We start from the raw sequence: 26,271 nt of genomic DNA on the forward strand, positions 1-26,271 counted from the left end.
CCCTGCAATTGCCATTTGTAAGAGATACGCCGCCGGGTGCAGCGCGGATGCGTCACGGTTGTGTTACAGGCCCAATACGTCGATCATGGAATATTCGCCGTGGGGTTTGCCGACACTCCACAGGGCAGCGCGGATCGCCCCGCGCGCGAAGACGGCGCGGTCGCTGGCGACATGACGCAAGGTGATGCGTTCGCCATCCGCTGCGAAAAGCACGTCATGTTCGCCGATGATGTCGCCGCCCCGGATGGCCGCGAACCCGATGCGCCCGCGTTCGCGCGCGCCGGTGATTCCGTCGCGGCCCCGGTCCGACACATCCGCTAACGCTACGCCGCGTCCCTCGGCGGCGGCCTCGCCCAGCATCAGCGCAGTGCCCGAGGGTGCGTCGACCTTGTGGCGGTGATGCGCTTCGATCACCTCGATGTCATACTCTTCGTCCAGCGCGGCGGCGACCTTGCGGGTCAGTTGCACCAGAAGGTTGACGCCAAGACTCATGTTGCCCGCGCGCACGATGGTGTTGCGCTGCCCGGCTGCGGCGATGGCTGCCAGATCATCTTCGGAAAATCCGGTGGTGCCGATGATATGCGCGACGCCCACGTCCGCCGCATGCCGGGCCAGCGCCACGCTTGCCGCCGGTGCGGTGAAGTCGATTACCACATCGGCCCCATGCAGCGCCGCCGCCATGTCGTCCGTGATGCGCACATCGGTGCCTGGGCCTGCCATTTCGCCCAGCCGCGGACTGCCTGCCCGTTCCAGCGCGCCGGTCAGCCGCGCGGTCGGATGTGCCACGATATGCCCGATCAGCATTTGCCCCATGCGCCCGGTTGCGCCCGTTACCAAGATGTTTGTCATTCCCTGCGCTCCGTCTGGTCACCACATTCCGCCTATCCCATAGCGGTGGGTGCGAAAAATGGCAAAGCCTCCGTTGCGGGGGCGCGGGCTTTGGCTTAGATGGAGTTTATGGCACAAAACCGATCTTCCATGGGCAAGGGCCCGACCCAACGGCAGCTTCGCGTGGCGGAGCTGATCCGACGCACCTTGTCCGACGTTCTGGCGCGCGGTGACGTGCATGACCCGGAACTGACCCGCGTCAGCATCACCGTGGGCGAGGTGCGGACATCGCCCGACCTGAAGGTCGCCACGGTTTTCGTGATGCCGCTGGGTGGGCTGAACCGCGATGAGGTTCTGCTGGCGCTTCGGCGTAACAAGTCAGAGCTGCGGCGCGCGGTCTCCAAGGCGCTGACGCTCAAGTTCGCGCCTGACCTGAAGTTTGCGCTGGATGAAACCTTCGATCAGATGGATGAGACGCGGCGTCTTTTCTCGGACGCGCAGGTGTTGCGCGACATTGCAGCGCCTGATGAGGATGAGGCCGATCAGTCAAACCCGGGCGACGGCGATGATGATCCGGCACGTCGTTAGGGCGGGTCTGGCAAGCCTTTGGTTGGCTGGCGGCGCCACTGCCGATACCTGTGCGAAGTTTGCGCATGATGAGCAGAGCTATACCGTGTGCACCGCCGCTACCGGTCAGGACCTGCGCTTGTTTCTGAATGATGCTGACGGGGCTGCCTATGGCTCTTTCGCGCGGGTCGATGCGGCGCTTGGCGCGTCCGGTCAGGTGCTCGCCTTTGCGATGAACGCTGGCATGTACCACCGCGACCGCAGCCCGGTGGGCCTGTATCAGGAGCGCGGCGAACAGGCGATGCGGCTGATAACATCGGCGGGGCCGGGCAATTTCGGGTTGTTGCCAAACGGGGTGTTCTGCATCCGTGACGATGGTTTCGCCGTGGTGGAAACCACAGATTATGCCGGCGGTGATCCCGGCTGCCGCGATGCCAGCCAGTCGGGGCCGATGCTGGTGATTGATGGCGCGCTGCATCCCCGGTTCCTTGAAAACTCGGACTCGCGCTATGTGCGCAACGGGGTGGGCGTCAGCGCCGATGGGACACAGGCAGTGTTTGCGATCTCGGACGGGCCGGTGACGTTTCACGAATTTGGTCGCCTGTTTCGTGACGGGCTGGGCCTGCCGCAGGCGCTGTATTTCGATGGCAATATCTCGCGCCTGCACGCGCCGGGGATCGGGCGGTCGGACTGGGGCTTGCCGATGGGGCCGATTGTCGGGCTGGTCGTGGATATTGACGCGGCAGGCGTGGCAGACTAACACCCGCGCCTGATCTTAACAGGGGGCAATGGTTTGGCACGCAAGCGGAAGGGTCGCGATATTTCTGGCTGGCTGGTAGTGGACAAGCCTGCGGGCATCACGTCGACCTCGGTGGTCAACAAGGTCCGCTGGGCGATGGATGCGAAGAAGGCGGGCCATGCGGGCACCTTGGACCCGGCTGCAACCGGCGTGCTGGCGATCGCCTTGGGCGAGGCCACCAAGACTGTGCCCTACATTACCGATGCGCTGAAGTGCTACCGCTTCATGGTGCGGCTGGGTCAGGCGACCAACACCGATGATGCCGAAGGCACCGTGATCGCGCAAAGCGATACGCGCCCCACCGACACGCAGATTTCCGATGCCCTGCACGCGTTTCGCGGCGATATCCAGCAGGTGCCACCGCAATTCTCTGCCGTGAAGGTCGAGGGCGAGCGTGCCTATGACATTGCCCGTGCCGGCGATGAGATGGAGTTGGCCGCCCGCCCGTTGTGGGTGGATGCGCTGGACATTATCGCGCGCCCGGATGCCGATCATGTGGAGTTGCAGATGGTCTGTGGCAAGGGCGGCTATGTGCGGTCCATCGCGCGCGATCTGGGTGCTGCGCTGGGGTGCTACGGCCATGTGGCATGGCTGCGCCGCACCTGGTCCGGGCCGTTCGACGTTGCCGACGGGGTGACGCTGGCGCTGATCGAGGAACTGGCTGGCACCGGTGGCCTTGATGCGCATCTGCGCCCCTTGGAGGCTGGATTGACCGATCTGCCCGAACTGCCTGCGACGCCTGACGGGGCCGCCCGGCTGCGCAATGGCAATCCGGGCATGGTTCTGGCGTCGGATGTCGAATACGGCGATGAGGCATGGGCAAGCTACCAGGGGCAGGCCGTCGCAGTCGGCGTTTATAAAGCAGGCGAACTGCATCCGGCGCGCGTGTTCAACCTGCCCTGAACCCTGTCCGCACGCGTGCGGCGCAGATGGGGGCATTACCACGCTTCGCGGGTGCCCCCACGCGCCATCCCAGCGCCCCACGCCCCTTGGCAACGACGCGCTGTGATGGCGTGCGCCGTGCTGGCGCCACGCCCTTTCCATGGATCAGGCCCCGGCAATGCCGGGGCCTGATCTGGGAGGAAAGCAATGTAAGGGAACGGGCTCAGCTATCGTCCATGCCACCCATTCCGCCCATACCGCCAGGTTGCATCGGCATCATGCCCATCATGTTGCCGTCGTCCGTGGGGGTTTCGCAGGTGCTGTTGTTCCAATAAAGGATCTCGCCGGTTTCGTCGCTGCGCACCGCGGTGAATTCGCTGGTGTCGCAAGCCATCGCCTCGGCACCTGCGGGGGCGTTCTGGGCATAGGCGGGGGCGCTGATCGAGAGCAAAAGGGCGATGATGGGAAGGGTTTTCATGGTGTCGTCTCCTGTTGATACATCTATTTTAGAGGCGCGGTTGCGGCCTGCGCTGTAACTGGCCCACGCCAAACGCGGGACATGTGAGGGTTACGGGGCGCTGCATCGGAAAGTTGCGCGGCGCGCCTTTTTTTGTGTGATGCGCAGGCCGTGCATCCTGCGCTGGACGGCCATGCGCGCATTTGCTAGGCCGTGCGGATGATCACGCGCAGCCACACCAAGGGGGATGCCCCCTCCGTTGCAGTCTATTCCGATTGCATGGCCTATCGCTATCTCTTGGCGCGGGTATGGGATGCGGCAGGGACGAAGGCGCTGTTCGTGATGCTCAACCCTTCGACTGCGACCGAGGTACAGAACGATCCGACGGTCGAACGGTGCGAGCGTCGCGCCCGCGCGTTGGGTTTCGGAGCGTTCAGGGTGTGCAATATTTTCGCTTACCGTGCCACCGACCCGCGCCAGATGCGCGCGCAGCCAGACCCGGTCGGCCCCGAAAACGACGGGGCTATTGCCGACAGCGCGGACTGGGCGGACCAGATCATCTGCGCTTGGGGGACCCATGGCGCGCATCTGGGGCGGGGCCCAGCGGTTGCGGGGCTGTTGCGCGAAACGGGGGCGACATTGTATCATCTGGGGCTGTCGAAGGCTGGGCACCCCAAGCATCCGCTGTATATCGCCTATGGCCAGCAGCCGCAGCGATGGGGCTTGCCGGGGTAGCGTCGCGCGGGCAGACTGCCTGACAGGATGGCCCAAGCGTGGAGAACCGGCATGCACCATATCAGCGGTTTTGACCAAAGCTATATCGAGGTCAATGGCATCCGGCTATCGGTCCATCAGGCGGGCTCGGGGGTGCCGCTGATCTTGTTGCACGGCTATCCGCAGAACCATATGTGCTGGGCGCGTGTCGCGCCTGCACTGGCGCAGCGGTTTCATGTCATCATTCCTGATCTGCGGGGCTATGGTGACAGTGACGCCCCGCCCGACGACGCGGATCACACGACTTACGCCAAGCGGACCATGGCCAGCGATGTCGTGGGCCTGATGGACGCGCTGGGGCTGGTGCGGGCCCATGTGCTGGGCCATGACCGGGGCGGGCGTGTGGCCTACCGGCTGGCGTTGGATCACCCGGACAGGGTGGACCGGCTGGGCATCATCGAGATCGTGCCGACCGGGGATTTCTGGGCGGCCTGGGGCGCTGATCTGGCGATCAAAGCCTATCACTGGACCTTTCTGGCACAACCCGCGCCCCTGCCCGAACGCATGATCGGGGCCGACCCGGTGGGCTATATCGATTGGACGCTGCAAAGCTGGACCCTGGCGCAAAGCCTTGACGCCTTTCCCGCCGCTTCGCTGGAAAGCTATCGCGCGCAGGCCCGTGACCCCGCCCGCATTCATGCGATGTGCGCAGATTACCGTGCCGGGGCGACGTTCGACCGTGCGCTGGATGATGCTGATCGCGCCGCCGGGCGGAAGATCACGGCACCGCTGCGGTTCCTTTGGGCGGCGGACGGGTTTCCTGCGCGGACCGGCGACCCAGCCGGCGTCTGGCGCGCTTGGGCCGATGACGTGAGTGACGCGTCGTGCACCAGTGGACATTTCGCGATGGAAGAGGCCCCCGATGCGGTGCTGGCGACCTTCTTGCCGTTTTTTGATGCCGAGCGGGCGGGCGAATAGCCCGAAACAGGCCACGCCTGCCCTCACTGCATCTGGATCACATCCTTGTCGATGGACAGGACATAGCCCTGCCGGGTGATGTTCTGGATCAGCACCTCGCTCAGCAACTGGTTGCCCAAGGTATCGCGCAGGCGTTTGATCCGCGTGGCGCCTGCGGCCTCATCGCAATCGGCAGCGTCGCGGCCGGAGATGACGGCCTCGATCTCGGCGCCTGAAAGGATGTCACCATCCATCCGTGCCTCGGCCAGTACAGCCAGCGTTTCTATCGCGGCATCGGTCAGGCGGAAGGTCATGTCATTGATACCGACGGTTCGCGCGGTGCGGCTGATGATGAGCGATGACACCTGAATGCCGGTCTTTTCCACCTGCGCCATCCGCCGGTTCAGGACGATCAACAGCGTGACCAGCACCATGGAGGTGACCAGCAGCGCCGTGGCAAAGATCAGCAGCACAAAGATCACGATGCGGTAGGATGTCAGCGTTTCGGCGAAGGCAGTACCCGACAGCGCCAGGATCTCCAGCAGCTTGATCTCGGCCTGCGCGGTCAGCCCGGCGTTTTCGACAAAGATCCGCTCGACCCGGGTGTTGAAGGCATCGGCGCTGGGCAGCGAGAGGAACAAGAAGGTGGCAGCCGTCAGCAAGATCGCGACAATCGCCGCCATGCCCCAGATCACGGCACGGCTGCCGATCCGCGATAGCTCAGTAGCGGAGGAAGGATTGTCCCGCATGCGCCCTCCGTGATGCCAGCCCCTCGGGTCCGAAAGTGCCCTCTATTTGCAGCAAGGTCCAGCCATCTGCGGATAGCCGCGGGGCAAGGTGCGCCGCCGCCGCCTGAGCATCGCCGCAGGCGGCCTGGGGCAGCTCGACCACACCATATTGCAGACGCAGCGGGTTGTCCTGCTTTGCCTTGTAATCGGCATAGCAGTCGGCGGCGAAGGCCGGAGTGCCGAGGCAAAGGGCGAGGGTCACGGCCAAGATTGCGCGATGTGTTTTCATGCCCCGACTATGGGCGGCAACAGTCGGATATTCAATATCAACGCGCGGTGGGCGCCCCTGCTATCGGATAACGCCGCGCCGATATTGCCTGACACATCCCCCAAAGCCCAGCCTGTCTGCACGAAGTCTCCGACCCGTTGCGGCGCGCTGGCCATCATGCCTTGCCGATCTGCATCGGATCTTTGCAAGCGGCCGCTGGACCGGCCAAGGCTGAAAGGGAATGCCAATGTCTGTTACCCATATCCTGCACCGTCACTTTCGCCGCCGCGTGGTGGGGGTGATCTCCGGGGCGGCGCTGATCGTTGCGGCGGTCGTCTCGGGCGCCGCCCCGGCGCGCGCCTCGAACGACGATCTGATCCGCTTTTTGCTGGGGGCCGCGACAGTCGCCGTGATCGTACACAGCTTCAACGACCGTGACCCCGATCTGGCGCCTGGCAGGCGATATGGCCCCAACGAAGTGCCCGGTCATTGCGCCGAAACCCTGCGTGTGCGTCATCGCGACATGACGGTCTACAATGCCCGCTGTCTGTCGCAGGCTGGCGTGGTCAACCTGCCGCAGCGTTGCCTTGAGTCGGTCCAGACCAACCGAGGCAGCCGGGATGTCTATCGCGGGAATTGTCTGGAGCGCTCGGGCTATCGCGTGGCGGCGAGCCCTACTGACCGCCCCGGCCGCGATGGCCCGGCCCGGCCCCATCGCCCGGTGGCCGAGGTGCTGCCGCAATATTGCGCCCTGAATTACCGGCAGGGCGGTCAACGTCTGCGCGGATATGACGGCATCTGTCTGGAGCAGGCCGGATTACGGCGCCTGCCCCAAGCCTGCGCGATTCAGGCCCGGGGGCGGCTGCGCGGCCAGACAATTTATGACGCAGATTGCCTTATTTCTGTTGGCTACCGTCGCAGATGACCTAAGTTTTTTAAACCGCGTTGGTCAATAATTAACGAGTGTCTGTTTGAACAGTGCAGTGTTACGAGTAAATCGCGTAAATTGTGTTGCAGGCCAGCTTGCGGGGGAGGGGTGTACCAGTCGGTGCACCCCTCTTTCCATTGCAACGCATGGGCTGGTTTGTGCGGCAGCGGGACCATTTCGTCCTTGCCGCGCGGGGTGCAGGCTGGTCTTACAGGGTCATGACCCGCATCGTCCCCGACTTCAGCTTTGAGACGCTGGCCGCCGAACGCGGCTGCAGCTTTGTTGTGGGGGTGGATGAGGTCGGGCGCGGTCCGCTGGCCGGACCGGTCACAGCGGCGGCGGTGCGGCTTCTTCCCGGGGCCATCCCAGAGGGTCTGGCGGATTCCAAGACGCTGAGCGCAGCACAGCGCGTGGCCCTTGCGGCGCAGATCATGTCCTGCGCCGAGGTCGGGGTGGGCCATGCGTCAGTCGTCGAGATTGACGCGATCAACATTTTGCAAGCCAGCTTCGTGGCGATGCGCCGGGCGATCGCAGCCCTGCCGCAGGCGCCCGATCATCTGCTGATCGACGGCAACCGCCTGCCACAAGATCTGCCCTGCGCTGCGGAACCCATCGTCAAGGGTGATGCGCGCTGCCTGTCGATCGCCGCCGCCTCTATCGTGGCGAAAGTGACGCGAGACGCCATCATGGCGGGCCTGGACGCGCAATATCCGGGCTATGGCTGGGTTCGAAACGCCGGATATCCGACCGCAGCGCATAAATTGGCCTTGCGCGCCCTTGGTGTGACCCCCGTCCATAGGCGTTCGTTCGCACCAGTGCGCAATATCTTGTGTGAAGAAAATTAAATAACCCACTGATTCAAAAAGAAATTGACGCCGAATCGACTTTGACTCATCTTAGGGGTCAATCAAACAAGCGCGAAAACGCGCGGGATGAGGCAGCGATGGCAGTAAAGACAAAACCGGGGGCGGCAACGCTTCCCCTGAACGAAATTCTTGGTGGTGATTGTATCGAAGTGATGAACGGCCTGCCCGAAGGCAGCGTCGATCTGATCTTTGCCGACCCACCCTACAACTTACAATTGCGCGGCGACCTGCATCGCCCCGACAACAGCCGCGTCGATGCTGTGGACGATGCCTGGGACCAGTTTGCCAGCTTCGCCACCTACGACAAGTTCACCCGCGAGTGGTTGGCCGCCGCGCGGCGTTTGCTGAAGCCCAACGGGGCGATCTGGGTTATCGGGTCGTACCACAACATCTTCCGCGTGGGTGCGGCGTTGCAAGATGCGGGGTTCTGGATCCTGAACGACGTGGTGTGGCGCAAATCCAATCCCATGCCGAATTTTCGGGGCAAGCGATTTACGAATGCCCATGAAACAATGATCTGGGCCAGCAAATCTGAAGGTGCCAAGTACACCTTCAATTATGAGGCGTTAAAGACCCTCAATGAAGGGCTGCAAATGCGCTCTGATTGGGTACTGCCGATCTGTACGGGGCATGAGCGGCTGAAAGACGCCAACGGCGACAAGGCGCACCCGACGCAGAAACCCGAAAGCCTGCTGCACCGCGTGATGGTCGGCTCGACCAACCCCGGTGATGTGGTGCTGGACCCGTTCTTTGGCACCGGCACCACCGGCGCTGTGGCCAAGATGCTGGGCCGGTCATTTATCGGGATTGAACGCGACGCGGGCTACCGCGAGGCTGCCACCGCCCGTCTGGCGCGGGTGCGCAAGTTCGAGGGGGCGGTGCTGGAAACCTCTACCTCGAAACGCGCGGAACCCCGCGTGCCGTTTGGCCAGCTTGTTGAACGCGGCTTGCTTCGCCCGGGCGAGGTTCTGGTATCGCCACGCGGTCAGGCCGCCAAAGTGCGGGTTGATGGGTCTTTGGTCAGCGCCGAGCATCGTGGTTCAATCCATCAGGTCGGTGCCCTGCTGGAAGGCGCGCCGTCATGCAATGGCTGGACTTATTGGCAGTTCAAGCGCGAAGGGCGGCTGATCCCCATCGATCTGTTGCGCCAGCAATTGCGCGCTGAGATGGGGCAGCGCCCTTCGTGAGCGTATCGCGCAAAACCCGGAGCCGGCGTCGCGCCGCCCGGATATGCGAAAACAACAGGTCAGATCGGTGCGCGCGCATGCCAATGAACGCCCTCCGGTCTGAAGTTTGACAGTTTACCGCCGCGTCTGTTGCCCCCTTGGCAGCAGATGCAACTTCAGCCCGCCGGTTCGTCCGGCGGGTTTTTTTATGCGCCGGATTTTGCATCGCTATTTTTGGGGCGAAAGTGAGGCGACGATTGCCGCGCAGGGAAACACTGAATTTCGGCGTGTTACGGATCAGGGCCGATGACGCGCTGGTGTTTTGCCGCTACGCTTACTGCGCAACTTGCTTAACATGGGCTGAAGATCAACGTGCTGGACCGCCTGAAAAATCTGTCTGGGGTCGCGGCGATGTCGCTTCTGTCCGCTTGCGGGCTTCTTGGCCGGTGTGACGGGGCAGAACCGCTGGATGATGCCGCGCGCGCTGCGCTCTATCAGGTGCCCTTGCCCGCGCCTGACGACGCCCTGTCGGTGTTCCATCTGGGGCATAGCCTTGTTGGGCGCGACATGCCTGGCATGGTGCAGCAACTGGCGCAGGCGGTGGGGCTGGACGCGCATCGCTACGACAGCCAACTGGGCTGGGGCACACCCTTGCGCGCGCATTGGGAGCCCGATGTCGCGATCAACGGCTTCGCGCAGGAAAATGACCACCCCCGTTACCGCGACGCTGCCGAGGCGCTGCGCAGCGGCGAATACAATGCCTTTGTCATGACCGAGATGGTTGAGCTGCGCGACGCCATCGCGCATCACGACAGCGCCGAATACCTGCGGCGCTGGGCCGGGCTGGCGCGGGAGCATCAGCCTGATGTGCGGATTTACCTTTATGAGACATGGCATTATCTGGACGATCCGGCGGGCTGGCTTAACCGTCTGGATACTGATCCAGGTGCATTGTGGGAGGGCGAATTGTTGGCCCGCGCGCTTGCCGCCGCCGCCGCAGACCCCCCTGCGCCCCTGATCCATGTCATCCCTGCGGGACGGGTCATGGCGGCTTTCGTTCGTGCGCTGGAAGGGCAGGGCGGTCTGCGGGGCATGGCCGACCGCAGCGATTTGTTTGCGCGGATGCCCGATGGCAGTCTTGATCCGATCCATATCAACGATGTCGGCGCCTATCTGGTCGCGCTGACGCATTATGCCGTGCTCTATCACCGCGATCCATTGGGGCTGCCGCATGCCTTGCGTCGGGCAGATGGTACGCTTGCCGATGCGCCCTCGGCCCCGGTCGCAGCACTTATGCAGCAGGTCGTCTGGGATGTGGTGACATCGCTGCCTGTTACGGGGGTCGGCGATGCGCAATAGGCTGTGCTGCGCCCTTCTTGTGGCCCTCGCGCTTTTTCTGCCGCTGGCAGCGGGCGCGCAGATGCAAAATGTCACCTCCCCCGGGGCAGCGCAGCGCGCGCAGGGCACGGACCCGTGGCTGGCGCTGAACCTTGCGTATGTCGAGGATTGGTCGGCGCAGCAGCCCTTCATTGACGTGATGAAAACCGCGCGGGCGTGGATCGGTCATCTGCCGGGCCAATGGGGCGGCTGGGACTACGACGATCTGGCGCATGGTGGCTATCTGGATGCGCAGGGCTGGCCCGTCGCGCTGCCGCCCGAACTGGAAGGCATCGCCACGCTGATCCTGACCGCGGTACCCGAAGCCGCGACCGGCGCCGCCGCGCGCTACCGGCTGATCTATGAAGGGCGGGGCGATATCACGCTGGAAGGTGCCGTTGCTCAGGTCTCGCCCGCAGCGGGGCAATCGGTCGGCGAGATCAGTTTCACCTATGTGCCCGGCGGTGCGGTGCTGCTGACGCTGCGCGCTATCGATCCCGCTGATCCGATCCGCAACATTCAAGTGGTGCGCGAAGATCATATCGCCCTGCACGCGGCAGGCGCGTTCTTCAACCCCGATTGGCTGGCGCGGATAGAAGGGGTGAACGCCCTGCGGTTCATGGATTGGATGCGCACCAACAATTCGGTCCAAACTGCCTGGGAAGGTCGCCCGCAGCTGGACCACTACACCTGGACGCGTCAGGGCGTCCCGCTGGAAGTGATGCTGGCCCTGTCGGCGGAACTCTCGGCCGATCCATGGTTCACCCTGCCGCATCTGGCGGATGATGCTTATATCGCGGCCTTTGCGCAGGTCGTGCGCGATACGCTGCCGCCGGGCCGCCGGGTCTATGTGGAACTGTCGAATGAGGTGTGGAACTGGCAGTTTGAACAAGCGCGCTGGGCGGACGCGGGTGCGCAAGCGCGCTGGGGCGCCGAAAACCAGTGGCTGCAATTCTACACCGCCCGGGCGATCGAGATGGTGCGCATCTGGAGCGACGTGTTCGGCCCCGACGGTGCCGAGCGTCTGGTGCGCGTCATCAGCAGTCAGACGGGCTGGCTGGGGTTGGAAGAACAGGTGTTTGATGCGCCCTTGTGGCGGGCCGAGGCTGGGAATGTCGGTCAAGACCCCGCCGATTTCTTCGACGCCTATGCCATGACCGGATATTTCGGCAATGCGCTGGGCAGCAGCGACAAGGCCCCGATGGTGCGCCGCTGGTTGGCGGAATCCCTTGCGCGGGCCGAGCATTCTGCCGCCAGTCTGACAGGGCAGACCCGGACGGACTACATCGCCGCGCATCGCTATGACCACGCGGTGTCGCTTGCCACGCAGGAGCTTCGCGATGGTTCAGTCAGCGGCGCGGGCGAGGATTCGCTTGCGAACCTGCTGGGCAACGTACTGCCCTATCAGGCAGAGGTCGCGGCGCGCCACGGGCTGGACCTCATCATGTATGAGGGGGGCAGCCATGTGGTGCCGATGTGGGATGTGGCGGATGATACCGCGATCGTCGATTTCTTCATCCATCTGAATTATACGCAGGAGATGGGTGAGTTGTATCGGACGCTTTTGTCGGGTTGGTACGCGCTGGGCGGGAATCTGTTCAACGCGTTTTCTGATGTGGATACGCCGACGCGGTACGGTAGCTGGGGCGCGCTGCGGCATCTGGATGACCAAAACCCCCGCTGGGACGCGCTTGTTTCCTTCGCGCCACCGGGGGGCGATTAGGGGGATGGCATGCTGACCGTCATCATCCCCGCCAATAACGAGGCGCAGTATATCGGGCCGTGCCTGTCAGCGGTGCTGGCCAGCGACGCGCCCGAAGCGATGGGCGTTGCGGTGATCGTTGCGGCGAACGGATGCAGCGATGCCACGGTGCAGATTGCCGGGACGTTTGCCGACAGGTTCAAGTCCCGGGGCTGGAACCTGAGCGTGCTGGATATCGCGCGCGGCAACAAGATCGGTGCGCTGAATGCGGCGGACACCGCGACGGCCACGGGCAGCGCGCTGATCTATCTGGATGCCGATGTGATCGTTTCGCCGCCGTTGCTGGCGCAGATGGCGGCGGTGTTGCGTACCGATGCCCCGGTTTATGCGGGTGGCACGCCGCTGGTAACACCGCCCGAATCGCGGCTGACCACGGCCTATGCGCGGCTGTGGTTGCGGTTGCCGTTTCACGACAGCGGTGCTCCTGGCTTCGGGTTGTTCGGTGTCAATGTCGCTGGACGCGCGCGGTGGGGGGCGTTTCCCGACCTGATATCGGACGACACTTTCGTGCGGTTGCAGTTCCGCCCGGAGGAACGCGTGCAGGTGCCCGCCACCTATCGCTGGCCGATGGTCGAAGGCTTTCGCCGCTTGGTCCGGGTGCGGCGCAGGCAGGACATCGGCGTGGCCGAGATCGCGACCCGCTACCCTGAGTTGCTGGCGAATGAAGGCAAGGCCCCTACGCCGCGGTTCTGGCCGCTGTTTCGCGCCGATCCTGTCGGGTTTGCCGTCTATACCTCGGTCGCCGTCATGGTGCGCATCAGTCGGTTGTGGGCGGGCAACGAATGGGTGCGCGGGCGCTGAGAAGCGCCGACATCCCCCGGGTGCGTCAGAAACCGTAGCGACCTGGTTCCGCCCTCAGACGATGAAACCCGACAGCGTTTCATCTTCGGTAATGTCGCGGAAGATCAAGCCTGCACTGGTGATGCGCGCCAAGAGCGAGTCGAAATTCTCGGGCGCAGTCGTTTCGATCCCTAGCAGCACGGTGCCAAAGTTCCGGGCGGATTTTTTCAGGTACTCGAACCGGGCAATGTCGTCGTCGGGGCCCAGAAGCTCCAGGAAGTCGCGCAACGCACCCGGGCGCTGTGGCAGCCGCAGGATGAAGTACTTCTTGCAACCGGAATAGCGCATCGCACGTTCCTTGACCTCGGGCAGGCGTTCAAAGTCAAAATTCCCGCCCGAGGTGACGCAGACCACGGTTTTGCCCGCGATCTGATCGGCCAGGTCGGGCAGCACATCGACGGCAAGTGCGCCGGCGGGTTCCAGCACGATGCCCTCGACATTCAGCATTTCCAGTATGGTGATGCAGATGCGGTCCTCGGGCGCCAGCAGGACGTGCGCGGGGTCGGTTGCGTGCAGTCGCGCGAAGGTCTGTACGCCGATGCGGGCCACCGCCGCGCCATCGACAAAGCTGTTGACCTGCGGCAGGGTGACCGGCGCGCCTGCAATCAGCGCCTCGGTCAGGCTGGCGCCGCCCAGCGGCTCGACAAAGCGGAACTGTGTTTCCGGTGCGGCCTGACGCAAGAAGCTGGTCACCCCCGCCGACAGCCCGCCGCCGCCCACCGGAAGCACCACCATATCGGGCGCGCGGCCCAGTTGTTCGAGGATCTCGATCCCGACACTCGCCTGTCCCTCGATCACATCCGCATCATCGAAGGGCGACAGGAAGTGCCCACCGATTTCCCTGCAGAACGCCTGCGCCGCTGTCAGCGACTGGTCGAAGTAGTCACCCGTCAGCCGGATTTCCACCGCATCGCCGCCGAAGACGCGGGTCTTGGCGATTTTCTGCTGCGGCGTGGTGACCGGCATGAAGATGGTGCCGCGCACGCCAAAATGGCGGCAGGCAAAGGCAACGCCCTGCGCATGATTGCCTGCGCTGGCGCAGACGAACTGCGCGCGGGTGGGGTCCGCCTCCAACACCTTGCGCATGGCATTGAAGGCCCCTCTGATCTTGTAGGATCGCACGGGCGACAGATCCTCGCGCTTAAGCCAGATGTCGGCGTTGAACCGCGCGGACAGGTGATCGTTGCGCTGCAAGGGAGTCGGGTCGAAGAGAACCCGCATGGCGGCGGCAGAGGCATGGGCAGAGGTGCTGAAATCTGTCATCCCTCTGTGTTGCGTCGGATTTAAGTCTTCGTAAAGGGGCAACATCGCCCCACTGGGCGCAGGGCGGCGATTTCTGCCCGGTCAGACGCCAAGGCGCGGCCCGGCGCCCCTTGCCCAGCGGGGCGTTTGCCCATAGACCGATGCGCAGCCGAATTCTCGCCCTTATCCCCGTGATGGAGCCCTTTGACCATGTCCGCAGCCGCCAAACCAGCGCCGAAGAAAGTTGTCCTTGCCTATTCCGGGGGCCTTGATACCTCGATCATCCTGAAGTGGCTGCAAACCGAATACGGGTGCGAGGTTGTGACCTTCACCGCCGATCTGGGGCAGGGCGAGGAACTGGACCCCGCGCGCAAGAAGGCCGAATTGTTGGGCATCAAGCCCGAGAATATCTACATCGAGGATGTGCGCGAGGAATTCGTGCGCGATTTCGTTTTCCCGATGTTCCGTGCCAATGCGCTATATGAGGGGCTGTATCTGCTGGGCACCTCTATCGCGCGGCCGCTGATCTCGAAGCGGCTGGTGGAAATCGCCGCGATGACCGGCGCGGATGCTGTGGCACATGGTGCCACCGGCAAGGGCAACGACCAGGTGCGTTTTGAACTGGCCGCTTATGCGCTGAACCCCGACATCAAGGTGATTGCGCCTTGGCGTGAATGGGATCTGAGCAGCCGTACCAAGTTGTTGGAATTCGCCGAAACCCACCAGATTCCCATCGCCAAGGACAAGCGCGGTGAAGCGCCGTTTAGCGTGGATGCGAACCTGCTGCATACCTCCAGCGAGGGCAAGGTGCTGGAAGACCCCGGTGAGGAAGCGCCCGACTATGTCTATCAGCGCACCACGCATCCGGAGGAAGCGCCCGACACCCCCGAATTCATCGAAGTCACGTTCGAGCGTGGCGACGCCACCGCAATCAACGGCGAGGCGATGAGCCCCGCCGCCATCCTGACCCGGCTGAACGAGTTGGGCGGCAAGCATGGCATCGGCCGTCTCGATCTGGTCGAGGGGCGGTTCGTCGGCATGAAGTCCCGCGGCATCTATGAGACGCCCGGCGGCACGCTGCTGCTGGAGGCACATCGCGGGATCGAACAGATCACGCTGGACCGGGGCGCGGCGCATCTGAAAGACCAGATCATGCCGCAATATGCCGAACTGATCTACAACGGCTTCTGGTTCAGCCCTGAACGCGAGATGTTGCAAGCGCTGATCGACAAGAGCCAGGAACACGTCACTGGTACCGTGCGGCTGAAACTCTACAAGGGGCTGGCCCGTACCGTCGCCCGCTGGTCCGATCACAGCCTGTATTCCGAGGCGCATGTCACGTTTGAAGATGATGCCGGCGCCTATGATCAGAAGGATGCGGCGGGCTTCATCCAGTTGAACGCGCTGCGGCTGAAGCTGATCGCGACGCGCAAACGTCGCATCGGGTACTAAGGGCACAATTCACGGGGCGCGGTTTTCGCGTCCCGTGTGACTTGGCCGGACGTGATGCGAGGTTGCGGTATCGCGCGGCGCGTGGCCGCCTGAGGTTATCCACAACGCTCCCCCACGCCCGCCGATCAAGCGCAGGCAGGTCCGCGCCTGCTTCAGATCGTTTGCGCGTGCTCGTACCGCATACGGGCGATGGCCTCGTTTTGCTCAACCCGGCGCAGGTCTTGCATGCAGGTTTCCACATAGTTCAGATGCGCCTCCACGGCGGAACGGGCGGCATCAGTGTCACGGTGCTGAATGGCGCTGTTGATGTCGCGGTGCTGTTCCAATAGCAATTCGCGCGTCGTGCGTTGCTTGAACATCATCTGACGGTTGTAGAAAACGCCTTCGCGCAGCAGGTCGAACATGGATCGCATCATGTGCAGCATGATGATGTTGTGGCTGGCTTCGATGATGGACAGGTGAAACTCGGCATCCAGCCGCGCCTCATCCGCCGGGTTGCGCTTGCCGTGGGCCGCCTCCATCTTTCGGAAGATCGTGTCGATCACCTTCAGATCAGTGTCCGATCCCAGCCGCGCGGCGCGTTCGGCGGCCATCGCCTCCAACTCACGGCGGAAGGTGATATAGTCGAACAACGCTTCATCATGGGTGGCAAACAGCGTGACAAGCGCCTGACTGAAGGCCGATCCCAGTACGTCGGCCACATAGATCCCCGCCCCGGCGCGGGTGGCCAGCAAACCGCGTTCCTGCAATTCGGCGACCGCGTCGCGCAGGCTGGGGCGCGAGACACCCAGCTTTTCGGCCAGTTCGCGTTCCGAGGGCAAGCGCTCACTTGGCCGCAAGATACCGCGCAGGATCAGCAATTCGATCTGCCTTACCACGGATTGCGACAGTTTTTCTGATTGGATGCGCTGAAACGGCATGCTTCCCCCGATAACTGGTCAAAAGATATGACCGCCCAGTGCCGCGCGCAACTGGTTTCGCACGCGCGCCGTGGGACAAGGTACGGCCTCTGCATTGCGTTGATCAGGCGCGGGCCCGCCTACGCTGCGACCCGCAAACAAGAAGCCCTGCCGCCGCGTGTCGCGCGGTGGCAGGGCTGCGCTGGTATTGCTGCTTATGAAGTCGGGCGGATGATGATCTCGACCCGGCGGTTCTGCGCACGCCCCGCCGCAGTCGCGTTCGAGGCGATGGGTTCGGACAGCCCGCGCCCGGCGGTGACGATCCGCGATCCCGGTACGCCCGAATCGCGCAGAACGGCTGCGACCGAGGCCGCACGGCGTTGCGACAGCGTCTCATTGTAGCTGGCCGAGCCGACGTTGTCAGTATGGCCCACAACCCCGATGGTGCTGTTGGGGTTGTTGATCAGGTTGGTCGCGATGGTGCGTAGGTCACGTTGCAGATCAGGGCGCACGACGGCGCTGTCGGTGGCGAACAAGATGTCCTGCGGCAGTGTCAGCACCAGCGTCTCGCCCGTGTTGCGGACGTCCACATCGTTGCCAAGCTGTGAGCGCAGTTGCGCGGCCTGACGGTCCAATTGTGACCCGATGACGCTGCCCGCAGCGGCGCCGATGACGCCGCCGACCAGTGCACGCTCCAGCCGGTTTTCGCTGCCTTGGGTGCCCCCGATCAATGCGCCTGCCGCAGCCCCGGTCAGCGCACCAGTGCGCGTACGGTTGATGTTGCTGTTGGGATCAACGCAGCCTGCCAGTGCAACAACACCAACCAAGCCTGCGGTCATAGACATTTTAAAAGCCATGTGGACACCTTCGTTCCGGATAATCTGAGGTGACAGTATATCACGCCACTATCTCAACGAACAGCGACCCCATTTGGTTCCGCGCTTTCTTGCCGGTCACGCTTTGCTGATCGCACGGCGGTTTATGGGTGGGCGTCAAGGCGCGCGGCCTCCCATCCCAGCATGGCGCGTTTGGTTGTCAGGCCCCAATGATAGCCGCCAAGGCCGCCGTCGCCGCGCAGGCAGCGGTGACAGGGGATCACGAAGCCCAGCGGGTTGGCCCCGACGGCGCTGCCGACCGCCCGTGCCGCGCGTGGCGCCCCGACCGCCTGTGCAAGGGTGCCGTAGCTGGTCACGTGGCCCGATGGGACGGTCAACAAGGCCTCCCATACCTTGATCTGGAACGGTGCGCCGATCAGGTGCAGCCGGGCCCGCCCCGCCCCGTCGCCCGCCCCGCCAAAGGCCGCCGCGATATGGGGTGCGGGACCGCTCTGGTCGGCGACATAGACAGCGGCGGGCCAGCGGCGGGTCATGTCGGCAAGGGTCGCGTCGGGGTCCGTGTCATTTGCAAAGGCCAGCCCGCAGAGCCCGCGTTCCGTCGCCATGCCAAGTGCCGGGCCAAACGGCGTGTCGAACCAGCCGTGCCGGATGGTCAGCCCCGCGCCGCGTTGGGCGTAGGTGCCCGGTGTCATCGCCTCCCACCGCACGAACAGGTCGTGCAGTCGCCCACTGCCTGACAACCCCGCACCATCGGCGGCGGCTTGCGTGCTGAACCGTGCGGCCAGCAGAGCCTTCGCATGGCCCAGCGTCAGGTATTGCTGATACCGCTTTGGTGACACGCCTACCCACGCGGTGAAGACCCGCTGAAAATGCGCCCCGCTCATCCCCAGCCTACTGGCAAGGGCGTCCAGAGTCAGCGTGCCCTCGGCGCGGTCGATTTCCGCGATCGCGCGGCGGATCACCTGATAATGATAGCGGTCTTCAATCTCGTGTGACGGCATGTTGTCTTCCGTGGCTGTGTGCCATGCCACAATAGGGCTACCGTCGTCTCATAACGACCCGGTTTTTGCGTAAAACTGCACCCGACCCGCTTGCCGAGGGGCGGTTCCTTCGGCATACCGCGATGATGGTTCAGCAATGCGATTACGCTACCCTGTCACAGATGTTCCAGCGTTTTCAGGCCGCCAACCCGGAACCGCAGGGCGAGTTGCATCACACCAACGCCTTCACGCTGCTGGTGGCCGTCGCCCTGTCGGCGCAGTCCACCGACGTGGGCGTGAACCGGGCCACGCATGACATGTTCCAGATCGCCGACACGCCCGCAAAGATGCTGGTCTTGGGCGAGGATGCGCTGATCGACCATATCAAGACAATCGGCCTCTACCGCAACAAGGCACGCAATGTCATCAGGTTGTGCCAGATCCTGGTCGACGATTATGACGGACAGGTTCCGTCGTCCCGAGCGGCACTGCAATCGTTGCCCGGCGTCGGGCGCAAGACGGCGAATGTGGTGCTGAACATGTGGTGGCGCCTGCCCGCGCAGGCGGTCGACACGCATATTTTCCGCATCGGCAACCGCACCGGCATCTGCCCGGGCCGCGACGTCAATGCCGTGGAGCGCGCAATCGAAGACCACATCCCCGCCGAGTACCAACTGCATGCCCATCACTGGCTGATCTTGCATGGGCGCTATGTCTGCAAGGCGCGCAAGCCGATGTGCGGCACATGTATCATCCGTGACCTTTGCCCCTTCGAGGATAAAAACCTATGAAAACCTATCAGATCGCCGGGATCGGCAACGCCATCGTCGACGTCATTGCCACGGTGGATGACCATTTCCTGGACCATATGGGCATTCACAAAGGGATCATGCAGCTGGTTGAGCGTGACCGCGCCGAGACGCTCTATGGTGCGATGAAAGACCGGGCGCAGGCCTCTGGTGGGTCGGTGGCGAACACACTGGCGGGTGTGGGGGCGCTGGGGCTGAAGGCGGCGTTTGTCGGGCGGGTGCGGGACGATGCGCTGGGTAGGTTCTATGCCGCTGACAGTGAGCGGGTGGGCACGCATTTCGCCAATTTGCCCGTCGCTGATGGGGAACTGCCGACGTCGCGTAGCATGATCTTTGTGACGCCTGATGGTGAGCGGTCGATGAACACCTATCTGGGCATCTCGGCCGAAATCAGCCCCGACGATGTGGATGCGGCCCTGATGGCCGACAGCGCGATTGTCTTTCTGGAAGGATACCTGTTCGACAAGGACAAGGGTAAGGCTGCATTCCTGAAAGCCGCCCGTGCCTGTCGCGATGCGGGCGGGCTGGCGGGCATTGCGCTGTCCGATCCGTTCTGCGTCGACCGCCACCGTGACGATTTTCGCGCGCTGGTCGCACAGGATATGGACTACGTTATCGGGAACGAGCAGGAGTGGGTCTCACTCTATCAGGCGAATGATCTGGATGATGCGCTGGTGCAGGCCGCCGCTGCCTGTGATCTGGTTGTCTGTACCCGGTCGGGCGACCCGGTGCGCATCATCCGCAACGGTGAGGAGACCGAGATTCCCGTCAAGATGGTGACGCCGGTGGATGCCACGGGCGCGGGCGACCAGTTCGCTGCGGGTTTCCTGTTCGGCTTGGCAAATGGCGCCGACATGGCCACCGCAGGGCGCATGGGCTGCATCGCCGCAGCCGAGGTCATCAGCCATATCGGCGCACGTCCGAAGTCCGATCTGTTGGCGATTTTCCGCGCTGAGGGATTGATCTGAGGCATCCGCAACTTGCGCGGCGCCGCTACCACCCCCATATCTGCCCTCTGATCAATCCGTCGGAGATCCCCCATGGGCTATACGAAAACTGCGATGCTGATGGCCGCCATGACGGCGCTTTTCATGGGGATCGGGTATTTGTTGGGCGGCGGCGCCGGGATCGTCATCGCGCTGGTCTTTGCGGCGGGCATGAACGTCTACGCCTACTGGAACTCGGACAAGGCGGTGCTGCGCATGAACAATGCGCAGGAATGCAACAGCCAGGTTTCCCCCAGCCTTCTGCGCATGGTGCACAAGCTGGCAGATGATGCAGACATGCCGCGCCCGCGCGTTTATCTGATCGACACCGACCAGCCCAATGCCTTTGCCACGGGCCGCAACCCGGAAAACGCTGCCGTGGCCGCGACCACCGGCCTGTTGCGCCGCCTGTCGGATGAGGAAGTCGCCGCCGTGATGGCGCATGAACTGGCGCATATCAAGAACTACGACACGCTGATCATGACCGTCACGGCCACATTTGCCGGTGCGATTTCCATGCTTGCAAACTTCGCGATGTTCTTTGGTGGCAACCGGGATCGCGGCATGGGCATTATTGGCACGCTGGCAATCATGATCCTGGCCCCGTTGGCGGCGGCGTTGGTTCAGATGGCTATTTCGCGGTCGCGCGAGTATGAGGCGGATCGCGTGGGCGCAGAGATCTGCGGCAACCCGTTGTGGCTGGCCTCGGCGCTGAAACGAATTCAGGAATTCGCCAGCCGGATCGACAATAATGTGGCCGAACGCAACCCGGCGACGGCGCATATGTTCATCATCAACCCGTTGCATGCCCATGCGCATGACAAGCTGTTTTCGACCCACCCCAATACTGAAAACCGGATCGCCGCCTTGCAGGCCATGGTGGGGCAGGATGCGCCGCGTCGCGCACAGCCCGCAGCGCCACGGGGTGGCCGGTCGGGCGGGCCCTGGGGGTAAAGGTAGTGCGGGTGTCGACCGTCACGCCGCCTTAGGGCGCAGGTCGTATCCGCCGCGTTCAGTGGATTACAGCGCAGCCGTCCAGAAACGGTACCGGCCTTGTCCGGTGACCTCGCGGATCAGCCCCTCGTTCTCCAGCATCGCAAGGTTGCGCTGCACGGCGGCGCGGCTGGCGCCGGTTTGCGCCTCGGCCATGGCGGCGGAAACCAGAGGCCAGTCCGCCAGTACCTGCACCAGTTGCGGCGGCGTTCGGCCCGACAGGTGCGCCGTCGCGCGGGTGACGCGGGCGTGCCATTCGGCCAGCCGGTCCAGATGCATCAGAGCGGCAAGCCCGCTGCGTTCCACCCCGATATACCAGCCTGTCAGACGTTCTTCGATGCTGCCCCGCGCTTGCAGAGCCGAAACACCCCCCAGCGCCAGTGGCACGAACATGAGCCCGCCTCTTGTGTCGCGCGCGGCCATGCGCGCAGCAACCACGGCGGCCTCGATCATCTCGCGGCCCGCCATGCCGATGGTACCCGCGATAATGCGTCCGGCGTGATAGCACATCGCTGCCGCAGTCAGGCTGTGCAGCCCATGCGCGCCGTTCAGCAGCGCCTGCCACTGCCGGGTGTCGGGGTCGGGGCTGTCTGGCGCGGTCTTGCGCCCCAGAAACGCGTCCAGCGCCGAGGGAGACCCGGACTGGCCCATGATTTCTGCGGCGTCTGACGGGTCTGCGGGCGCCGAGGGGACCGGTGCGCCATCCGCGCTGCCGATCGGCCCGGGTCCGCTGGTCAACCGCCGATAGGCCCAACCCGCACGCGCCAGTGCCAAGCTGTCAGTTTGCGCACCTGACAAGCGCAACGCGTGATAAAGCGCCAACCGGTCGGCGGGGATGCGGTCGCCTGCGTGCCAGCTGAGTTCGGTGACTTCAAGCAGCCCCAGCCGCTGCCGCAACCCTTCGGTGCTGGCGCGCAAGCGTTCATCCAGCGCGCCCAGCACTGCAGCGGCGCGGGCCAGTGCCACGGCCTGCGTTGCTTCGGCCCGCTGCCAAGCGACAGAGTCCAGCAGATCAGTCTGATCGGCGACAGGCCAGGGTAGGGAGGTGTTGGTGGTTGCGTCCTCATCTTCGACGGGGCCGGGCAGGAACCATAAGGACGCCTCGTCGCTGTCATCCGGATCGGGTTGAACGGCACTGGTGTCGTTTTGCATGTCTACGCCATTTTCCAAACTCTGCCGGGGAGGCGCACGCCGCCCATTGCGCGGGCTGCAGGCTTTCACCTAACGGTCCGAAGCGTCATGGTCGCAGTGGTTAGGGTTCCTCCCAGTATATTTGCAAAATAGCACTATTTTGCGGGCGTGCCATGCGATTCGGCTGGGATGCTTGGAAAAATCGCTACTGGGCGGCAATATGGCCACGGTCCTGCGATACCGCCCGGTCGGCCAGATCTTCCAGATGATCAGCGATGGCGACAGCGATGGCGCGCTTGTCGGGTACAGGCGTCACGCCATCACGTCGCACGAAGAGCGCGCGTTGATCGGTGCCGCGCGTATCCTCGCCGCGTGTTGCAACGACCAGCCCCGCGCGGTCCAGCCGTTTGGCGGCAATACGGATCAGTTCGTCCTCGCTCACGCCTTCAAGGTATTTGAACGCGACGCAATGCATGGCGGGGTCGGCCGCCATGGCCAGATCAATCACCTTCTCGGTCGGCTCCAGCATCAGCGGCAATTGCGCCTGCCCCGAGGTGATCTTACCGACCACTGCCTTGGCTGGGCGGTAATCTGCCACCCCGGCCGAGAAGACGCCGGCAAACAGCCCCGATTGCGCCCGCGCTACAACCATGTCGCGATAATCGTCATAGGTGCGTGCGATGGTCAGTCGCATGGGTGCGCGGGGACGCCAAGCGCCGTCGCCCAGCAGCAATTCGGCATCGGCACCGCGCCAGGTCAGTTCCTCGGCCACCTGCGCACCAAGCCGCCCGCGGAAGCGGTTGACGATACGCCGCACCCCGTCGATCGGCACCGGCGTCGGCCCGGCGGTGACCATGATCCGGCGACCGTGCAGCGACGATTGTGACAACGCGCGTCCCACGGCTGTGCACAGCGTTTCGGTATCGGGCAGGTTGTGCTTGCCGAAAGCGTCGCGCGGGGTGATGAGCCGGACTCCCTGCGCGGCCAGGCGACGGGCATTGTCCAGCAACTGCGCATTATGCATGGTGCCATGCATCGTCGGCGCGACAAGTACTTTCGCTCGCCCCTGCTCCATCCGGCCAAGTGCAGAGATCAGGGCCGAGGTGACGACGGTATCGCCGATACCATATGCCATTTTGGCAATTGTGTTATGTGTGGCGGGGGCGACCAGATAGGCATCGAACGGCGCGCCGTCTGACAGGTGTTCGGCGGCCCAGGTCAGATTGCTGACCACCGGACCGCAGGTTGCCCATTCCAGCGCCTCGCGGGCGACATAGCGCAACGCATCATCGCTGACAAAGGCCACGACATGGGCACCGTGGCGACGCAGGCCGCGTGCCAGTTCGGGGGTCTTCATCGCGGCAATGCCGCCGGTGACCATCAGCGCGACCCGACGCCCCGCCATCCGGGTCGAGGCGGCGGGCACGTCATGGTCACCCATGTCGCTGGGCGTGGGGGGCGAGAAATCCCAGTCGAAAAGGCTCATGCCGAGGCCTGCATCGGGGTCGCGTTCTGATCTGCGGCACCGGCAAAGCGCAGGTGCACGCCTTGCAGGCGGTCCAACCGTGTGTTCAGCGCTTCGAACTGGCGCTGGGAAAAGCGGCTGGATTTGCCAAATTCGCGCGTCAGGTCGGTGCGCGGGGTGAAATCATCTGCTGACAAGCCCTTCGACACCAAGGTGGGGTTGTAGGGCTGCCCTTCGTCGAAACGGGCGGGAAAGATGAACGACAGTTCGGGCGCCGTCCGGACGAAAGCACGCAGGCAGTCGTCGGTATAGGTCGCATCGAAGGCATGCCAGACCCCGTCCAGCCGCACCGTGGCAAAGAAGTGGTGCACCACCGGCTTCATCATGGCGCGCCAGTCGTCTGGCATCAGCGTGCCCAACGTGCCCATTTCCAGCTTCACATCGCCAAAGCCCGCTTCCAGCCCGGCGGCACGGCACAGCGCGACCTGAAGGTTGGCTTTGGTGGAACACATGCCGTAGCCTTTTGCCAGCGTGTCCGATGCACGTTCCTGCCAATGCCCGAAGCGATATGGCATTGCCTGCACGAAATCGAAGATCGCCTTTGCGGTGCCGACCTGGGTGGCGCGGCGCAGCCGGACAGCCTGACGGCGGATCGTGGGATGGGTGTGGTCACACACGCTGTCAGCCTCGGGGATGATGAAGTCGGCGGCCCGGGTATGTGCCGCTTCGGCATCTTTGGCAGCCTGAAGCGCCGTGTCGATCGCGCCGCGCAGGCCCAGCCCGGCAGGGGTGGTTAGCCTGGGCTGATGCAGGTTCAGCATCCAGACCTGAGCGGCCATGTCGCCGGTTGCAAGGTCGGTGGCTGCCGTCAGCTCGATATGGTTGCCAGGACCGTAGCCGCCGGTCGCGTCATGCAGCCGACCGCTCAGGATCACACACAGGGTTGGCGTGTCGCGCGTGGGCACGGGCGTATCCGGGGCGATGTCCAAAACTGTTCCCAGCCCGCTGACCGCAGCCGCTTGATCGCCAAGATACAGCCCCAGGACCGAGTCGCGCAGGCTGTCGAATACTTCGGGTTGCGCGACGAATGAGAGTGTGGCGGTCATGGTCAGGATTCTCCGGCAGATGGAAATGTGTGGTGTTTGCGGCGATCAGAAATCAGACACGCAGGGGGCTGATCTCAATTTGGATAAGTTATGTTCAAGTTAATAGTGAATATAGGGTGACAAGAAGGGCAAAGTCGCGTTTTGGCGCTGATTCAAGTCAAAAGTTGCACTTTTGGGGACCTACCCTGCGAATCATTGCAAAATGCAATGGAATACAGCGGCATACGCCTGTCGCGGCGCATGCGGTCCCACCGCCCCCATTGGGGTGGGACAGAGTGATTCCTTGGCGCATGAAGGGCGCGTGCCAGGCACTTTCGGATCGTTCTTCGCCCCGCTTCAAGGCGCGTCGATGCGGCCGAAGTGCCGGATCGCACGGTCAGTGCTGGTGTTTCAAGGCGGACAGCGCGGCCTGCACTTTTGGTGTCCGGTGCAGGTCGACATGGGTGACGAGCCACAGCGGTACGGCCCATTCGGGGCGTGGCGGCATCACCTGAATCAGACTGCCATCGGCCTCGCCGGCGAAGCAGAAGCCGATGCCGATACCCGCGGTCAGCGCCGTGTTCTTTGCCGCGACATCGTTCACATGCAGCACGATCTGTTCCGCCGGCACCTGTGCCATCAGCCAGCGCATGAAGGGCGCACGGGCGTCGAATGCGACAAACTGATGCGCCGCCAGGTCACTGTCAGTTTGTGGCATCCCGTGGCGTTCGACATATTCCGGCGCGGCATAGAGCGCGGCGTCGAGCGTGACAAACGGTTGAACGATGTTATCGGGCTCTGTCGGGCGACTGCCGGCGCGAATGGCAACATGCGCCTCGCCGTATTCCAGCCGAAACACCCGCGTGTCGGTCAGCAACCGGAGGTTCAGCCCGGGATGGTCGCGGTGCAGTGCGGCCAGCGCAGGTACCACCAGCCCAGCAAGCGAGGGCAGGGCGGTAATGGTCAGATCGCCCGCCATTTCATCGGCGGCACCGGTGATCCGCGCAGCAAGCTGGTTCAACTGGTCTTCGGTGGTCTGGCCTACCTGCAACACCTGTCGCCCTGCATCAGTAGCAGTATAGCCGCGCGCATGTCGTTGAAACAGCTTCGCGCCCAGCCGGTGTTCCAGCGCGTCGATATGGCGGATCACGGTGGCGTGGTGGACCCCCAGAACCTCGGCCGCGCCGCTGACAGTGCCGACCTTGGCGACGTGATAGGCGGTACGGATTTCATCCCAGTTTTCGAACGCCATGG

27 protein-coding genes are annotated in these 26,271 nt (G+C 63.7%); 15 read left to right on the plus strand and 12 right to left on the minus strand.

Annotated elements, in window-relative coordinates:
* Nucleotides 1-63: 63 nt before the first annotated feature.
* On the minus strand, nt 64-849 hold the full coding sequence (dapB, locus tag H9529_RS12745) for a 4-hydroxy-tetrahydrodipicolinate reductase (RefSeq protein ID WP_092884824.1): 786 nt from the start codon (nt 847-849) through the stop codon (nt 64-66).
* 108 nt (nt 850-957) lie between these two features.
* Between dapB and rbfA the strand changes: the two genes are divergently transcribed.
* The 3 genes from rbfA to truB are packed head-to-tail and all read left to right on the plus strand — an operon-like array spanning nt 958 to nt 3,097.
* Nucleotides 958-1,416 carry a 30S ribosome-binding factor RbfA gene (rbfA, locus tag H9529_RS12750; protein ID WP_092884826.1) on the plus strand — a complete coding sequence of 153 codons (459 nt, stop codon included), beginning with the start codon at nt 958-960 and terminating at the stop codon, nt 1,414-1,416.
* Nucleotides 1,397-2,155 carry a phosphodiester glycosidase family protein gene (locus H9529_RS12755; protein WP_092885368.1) on the plus strand — a complete coding sequence of 253 codons (759 nt, stop codon included), beginning with the start codon at nt 1,397-1,399 and terminating at the stop codon, nt 2,153-2,155. Before rbfA ends, H9529_RS12755 begins: the two co-directional genes overlap by 20 nt.
* 33 nt (nt 2,156-2,188) lie before the next feature.
* Entirely contained in the window at nt 2,189-3,097 is a 909-nt protein-coding gene (gene truB / locus H9529_RS12760; RefSeq protein WP_092884828.1) for a tRNA pseudouridine(55) synthase TruB, read from the plus strand.
* Between the two features lie 202 nt (nt 3,098-3,299).
* Here the strand turns inward: truB and H9529_RS12765 are convergent, their stop codons facing one another.
* Entirely contained in the window at nt 3,300-3,554 is a 255-nt protein-coding gene (locus H9529_RS12765; RefSeq protein WP_092884830.1) for a hypothetical protein, read from the minus strand.
* Between the two features lie 198 nt (nt 3,555-3,752).
* Between H9529_RS12765 and H9529_RS12770 the strand changes: the two genes are divergently transcribed.
* On the plus strand, nt 3,753-4,268 hold the full coding sequence (locus H9529_RS12770) for a DUF1643 domain-containing protein (protein ID WP_092884832.1): 516 nt from the start codon (nt 3,753-3,755) through the stop codon (nt 4,266-4,268).
* Between the two features lie 51 nt (nt 4,269-4,319).
* The gene (locus H9529_RS12775; protein ID WP_092884834.1) at nt 4,320-5,225 is read left to right on the plus strand and encodes an alpha/beta fold hydrolase; all 906 of its coding nucleotides are present in this window, start codon (nt 4,320-4,322) and stop codon (nt 5,223-5,225) included.
* A 23-nt stretch (nt 5,226-5,248) separates the two neighbouring features.
* Here the strand turns inward: H9529_RS12775 and H9529_RS12780 are convergent, their stop codons facing one another.
* Nucleotides 5,249-5,953, minus strand: coding sequence for a winged helix-turn-helix domain-containing protein (locus H9529_RS12780; protein WP_092884836.1), 705 nt, complete (start codon nt 5,951-5,953; stop codon nt 5,249-5,251).
* Nucleotides 5,925-6,221 carry a hypothetical protein gene (locus H9529_RS12785; RefSeq protein WP_092884838.1) on the minus strand — a complete coding sequence of 99 codons (297 nt, stop codon included), beginning with the start codon at nt 6,219-6,221 and terminating at the stop codon, nt 5,925-5,927. Before H9529_RS12785 ends, H9529_RS12780 begins: the two co-directional genes overlap by 29 nt.
* Nucleotides 6,222-6,447: 226 nt before the next feature.
* Here H9529_RS12785 and H9529_RS12790 point away from each other — a divergent pair, with 226 nt between their 5' ends.
* The 6 genes from H9529_RS12790 (at nt 6,448) to H9529_RS12815 (ending at nt 13,100) form a co-directional block, all read left to right on the plus strand.
* A complete protein-coding gene (locus tag H9529_RS12790; protein ID WP_092884840.1) occupies nt 6,448-7,125 on the plus strand; it encodes a hypothetical protein in 678 nt (225 codons plus the stop codon).
* A gap of 221 nt (nt 7,126-7,346) precedes the next feature.
* On the plus strand, nt 7,347-7,973 hold the full coding sequence (locus H9529_RS12795; RefSeq protein WP_092884842.1) for a ribonuclease HII: 627 nt from the start codon (nt 7,347-7,349) through the stop codon (nt 7,971-7,973).
* Between the two features lie 98 nt (nt 7,974-8,071).
* Entirely contained in the window at nt 8,072-9,181 is a 1,110-nt protein-coding gene (locus H9529_RS12800; RefSeq protein ID WP_092884844.1) for a site-specific DNA-methyltransferase, read from the plus strand.
* Between the two features lie 390 nt (nt 9,182-9,571).
* Complete coding sequence (locus H9529_RS12805) at nt 9,572-10,519, plus strand: hypothetical protein (RefSeq protein ID WP_092885370.1); 948 nt, start codon at nt 9,572-9,574, stop codon at nt 10,517-10,519.
* Between the two features lie 61 nt (nt 10,520-10,580).
* Nucleotides 10,581-12,260 (plus strand): hypothetical protein, encoded by a 1,680-nt coding sequence (locus H9529_RS12810; RefSeq protein WP_223814164.1) that lies wholly within the window; start codon nt 10,581-10,583, stop codon nt 12,258-12,260.
* A gap of 9 nt (nt 12,261-12,269) precedes the next feature.
* Nucleotides 12,270-13,100: a glycosyltransferase family 2 protein gene (locus tag H9529_RS12815; RefSeq protein WP_092884848.1), complete on the plus strand. Its 831-nt coding sequence runs from the start codon at nt 12,270-12,272 to the stop codon at nt 13,098-13,100.
* A 54-nt stretch (nt 13,101-13,154) separates the two neighbouring features.
* On the opposite strand, the gene ilvA is transcribed toward H9529_RS12815, so the two are convergent.
* Nucleotides 13,155-14,402 carry a threonine ammonia-lyase IlvA gene (ilvA, locus tag H9529_RS12820; RefSeq protein ID WP_092884851.1) on the minus strand — a complete coding sequence of 416 codons (1,248 nt, stop codon included), beginning with the start codon at nt 14,400-14,402 and terminating at the stop codon, nt 13,155-13,157.
* A 189-nt stretch (nt 14,403-14,591) separates the two neighbouring features.
* Between ilvA and H9529_RS12825 the strand changes: the two genes are divergently transcribed.
* Nucleotides 14,592-15,833 carry an argininosuccinate synthase gene (locus H9529_RS12825; RefSeq protein WP_092884853.1) on the plus strand — a complete coding sequence of 414 codons (1,242 nt, stop codon included), beginning with the start codon at nt 14,592-14,594 and terminating at the stop codon, nt 15,831-15,833.
* A gap of 152 nt (nt 15,834-15,985) precedes the next feature.
* On the opposite strand, the gene H9529_RS12830 is transcribed toward H9529_RS12825, so the two are convergent.
* From H9529_RS12830 to H9529_RS12840, 3 genes are all read right to left on the minus strand, one after another.
* Nucleotides 15,986-16,753: a FadR/GntR family transcriptional regulator gene (locus H9529_RS12830; protein WP_092884855.1), complete on the minus strand. Its 768-nt coding sequence runs from the start codon at nt 16,751-16,753 to the stop codon at nt 15,986-15,988.
* Nucleotides 16,754-16,947: 194 nt separating this feature from the next.
* On the minus strand, nt 16,948-17,577 hold the full coding sequence (locus H9529_RS12835; RefSeq protein ID WP_223814165.1) for an OmpA family protein: 630 nt from the start codon (nt 17,575-17,577) through the stop codon (nt 16,948-16,950).
* Nucleotides 17,578-17,711: 134 nt separating this feature from the next.
* The gene (locus H9529_RS12840) at nt 17,712-18,569 is read right to left on the minus strand and encodes a methylated-DNA--[protein]-cysteine S-methyltransferase (RefSeq protein ID WP_092884859.1); all 858 of its coding nucleotides are present in this window, start codon (nt 18,567-18,569) and stop codon (nt 17,712-17,714) included.
* Nucleotides 18,570-18,694: 125 nt separating this feature from the next.
* Between H9529_RS12840 and nth the strand changes: the two genes are divergently transcribed.
* From nth to htpX, 3 genes are all read left to right on the plus strand, one after another.
* Nucleotides 18,695-19,339: an endonuclease III gene (gene nth / locus H9529_RS12845; RefSeq protein WP_092885372.1), complete on the plus strand. Its 645-nt coding sequence runs from the start codon at nt 18,695-18,697 to the stop codon at nt 19,337-19,339.
* Nucleotides 19,336-20,325 carry an adenosine kinase gene (locus tag H9529_RS12850; protein WP_092884861.1) on the plus strand — a complete coding sequence of 330 codons (990 nt, stop codon included), beginning with the start codon at nt 19,336-19,338 and terminating at the stop codon, nt 20,323-20,325. The genes nth and H9529_RS12850 overlap by 4 nt, the downstream gene beginning before the upstream one ends.
* Before the next feature lie 72 nt (nt 20,326-20,397).
* Nucleotides 20,398-21,297 carry a zinc metalloprotease HtpX gene (gene htpX, locus H9529_RS12855; RefSeq protein WP_092884863.1) on the plus strand — a complete coding sequence of 300 codons (900 nt, stop codon included), beginning with the start codon at nt 20,398-20,400 and terminating at the stop codon, nt 21,295-21,297.
* Between the two features lie 66 nt (nt 21,298-21,363).
* Here htpX and H9529_RS12860 read toward each other — a convergent pair whose 3' ends face one another.
* The 4 genes from H9529_RS12860 to H9529_RS12875 all read right to left on the minus strand — a co-directional run bounded on the left by H9529_RS12860 (nt 21,364) and on the right by H9529_RS12875 (nt 26,269).
* A complete protein-coding gene (locus tag H9529_RS12860) occupies nt 21,364-22,488 on the minus strand; it encodes a helix-turn-helix domain-containing protein (protein ID WP_092884865.1) in 1,125 nt (374 codons plus the stop codon).
* Between the two features lie 184 nt (nt 22,489-22,672).
* Entirely contained in the window at nt 22,673-23,953 is a 1,281-nt protein-coding gene (locus tag H9529_RS12865; RefSeq protein WP_092884867.1) for a phosphopantothenoylcysteine decarboxylase domain-containing protein, read from the minus strand.
* Complete coding sequence (locus tag H9529_RS12870) at nt 23,950-25,038, minus strand: transglutaminase-like domain-containing protein (RefSeq protein WP_176846800.1); 1,089 nt, start codon at nt 25,036-25,038, stop codon at nt 23,950-23,952. The genes H9529_RS12865 and H9529_RS12870 overlap by 4 nt, the downstream gene beginning before the upstream one ends.
* Before the next feature lie 376 nt (nt 25,039-25,414).
* Nucleotides 25,415-26,269 (minus strand): LysR family transcriptional regulator, encoded by an 855-nt coding sequence (locus H9529_RS12875; RefSeq protein ID WP_092884869.1) that lies wholly within the window; start codon nt 26,267-26,269, stop codon nt 25,415-25,417.
* Between the last annotated feature and the right edge of the window lie 2 nt (nt 26,270-26,271).

The sequence above is a fragment of the Roseicitreum antarcticum genome (assembly GCF_014681765.1).
In the GTDB taxonomy this organism is placed as follows: Bacteria; Pseudomonadota; Alphaproteobacteria; order Rhodobacterales; family Rhodobacteraceae; genus Roseicitreum; species Roseicitreum antarcticum.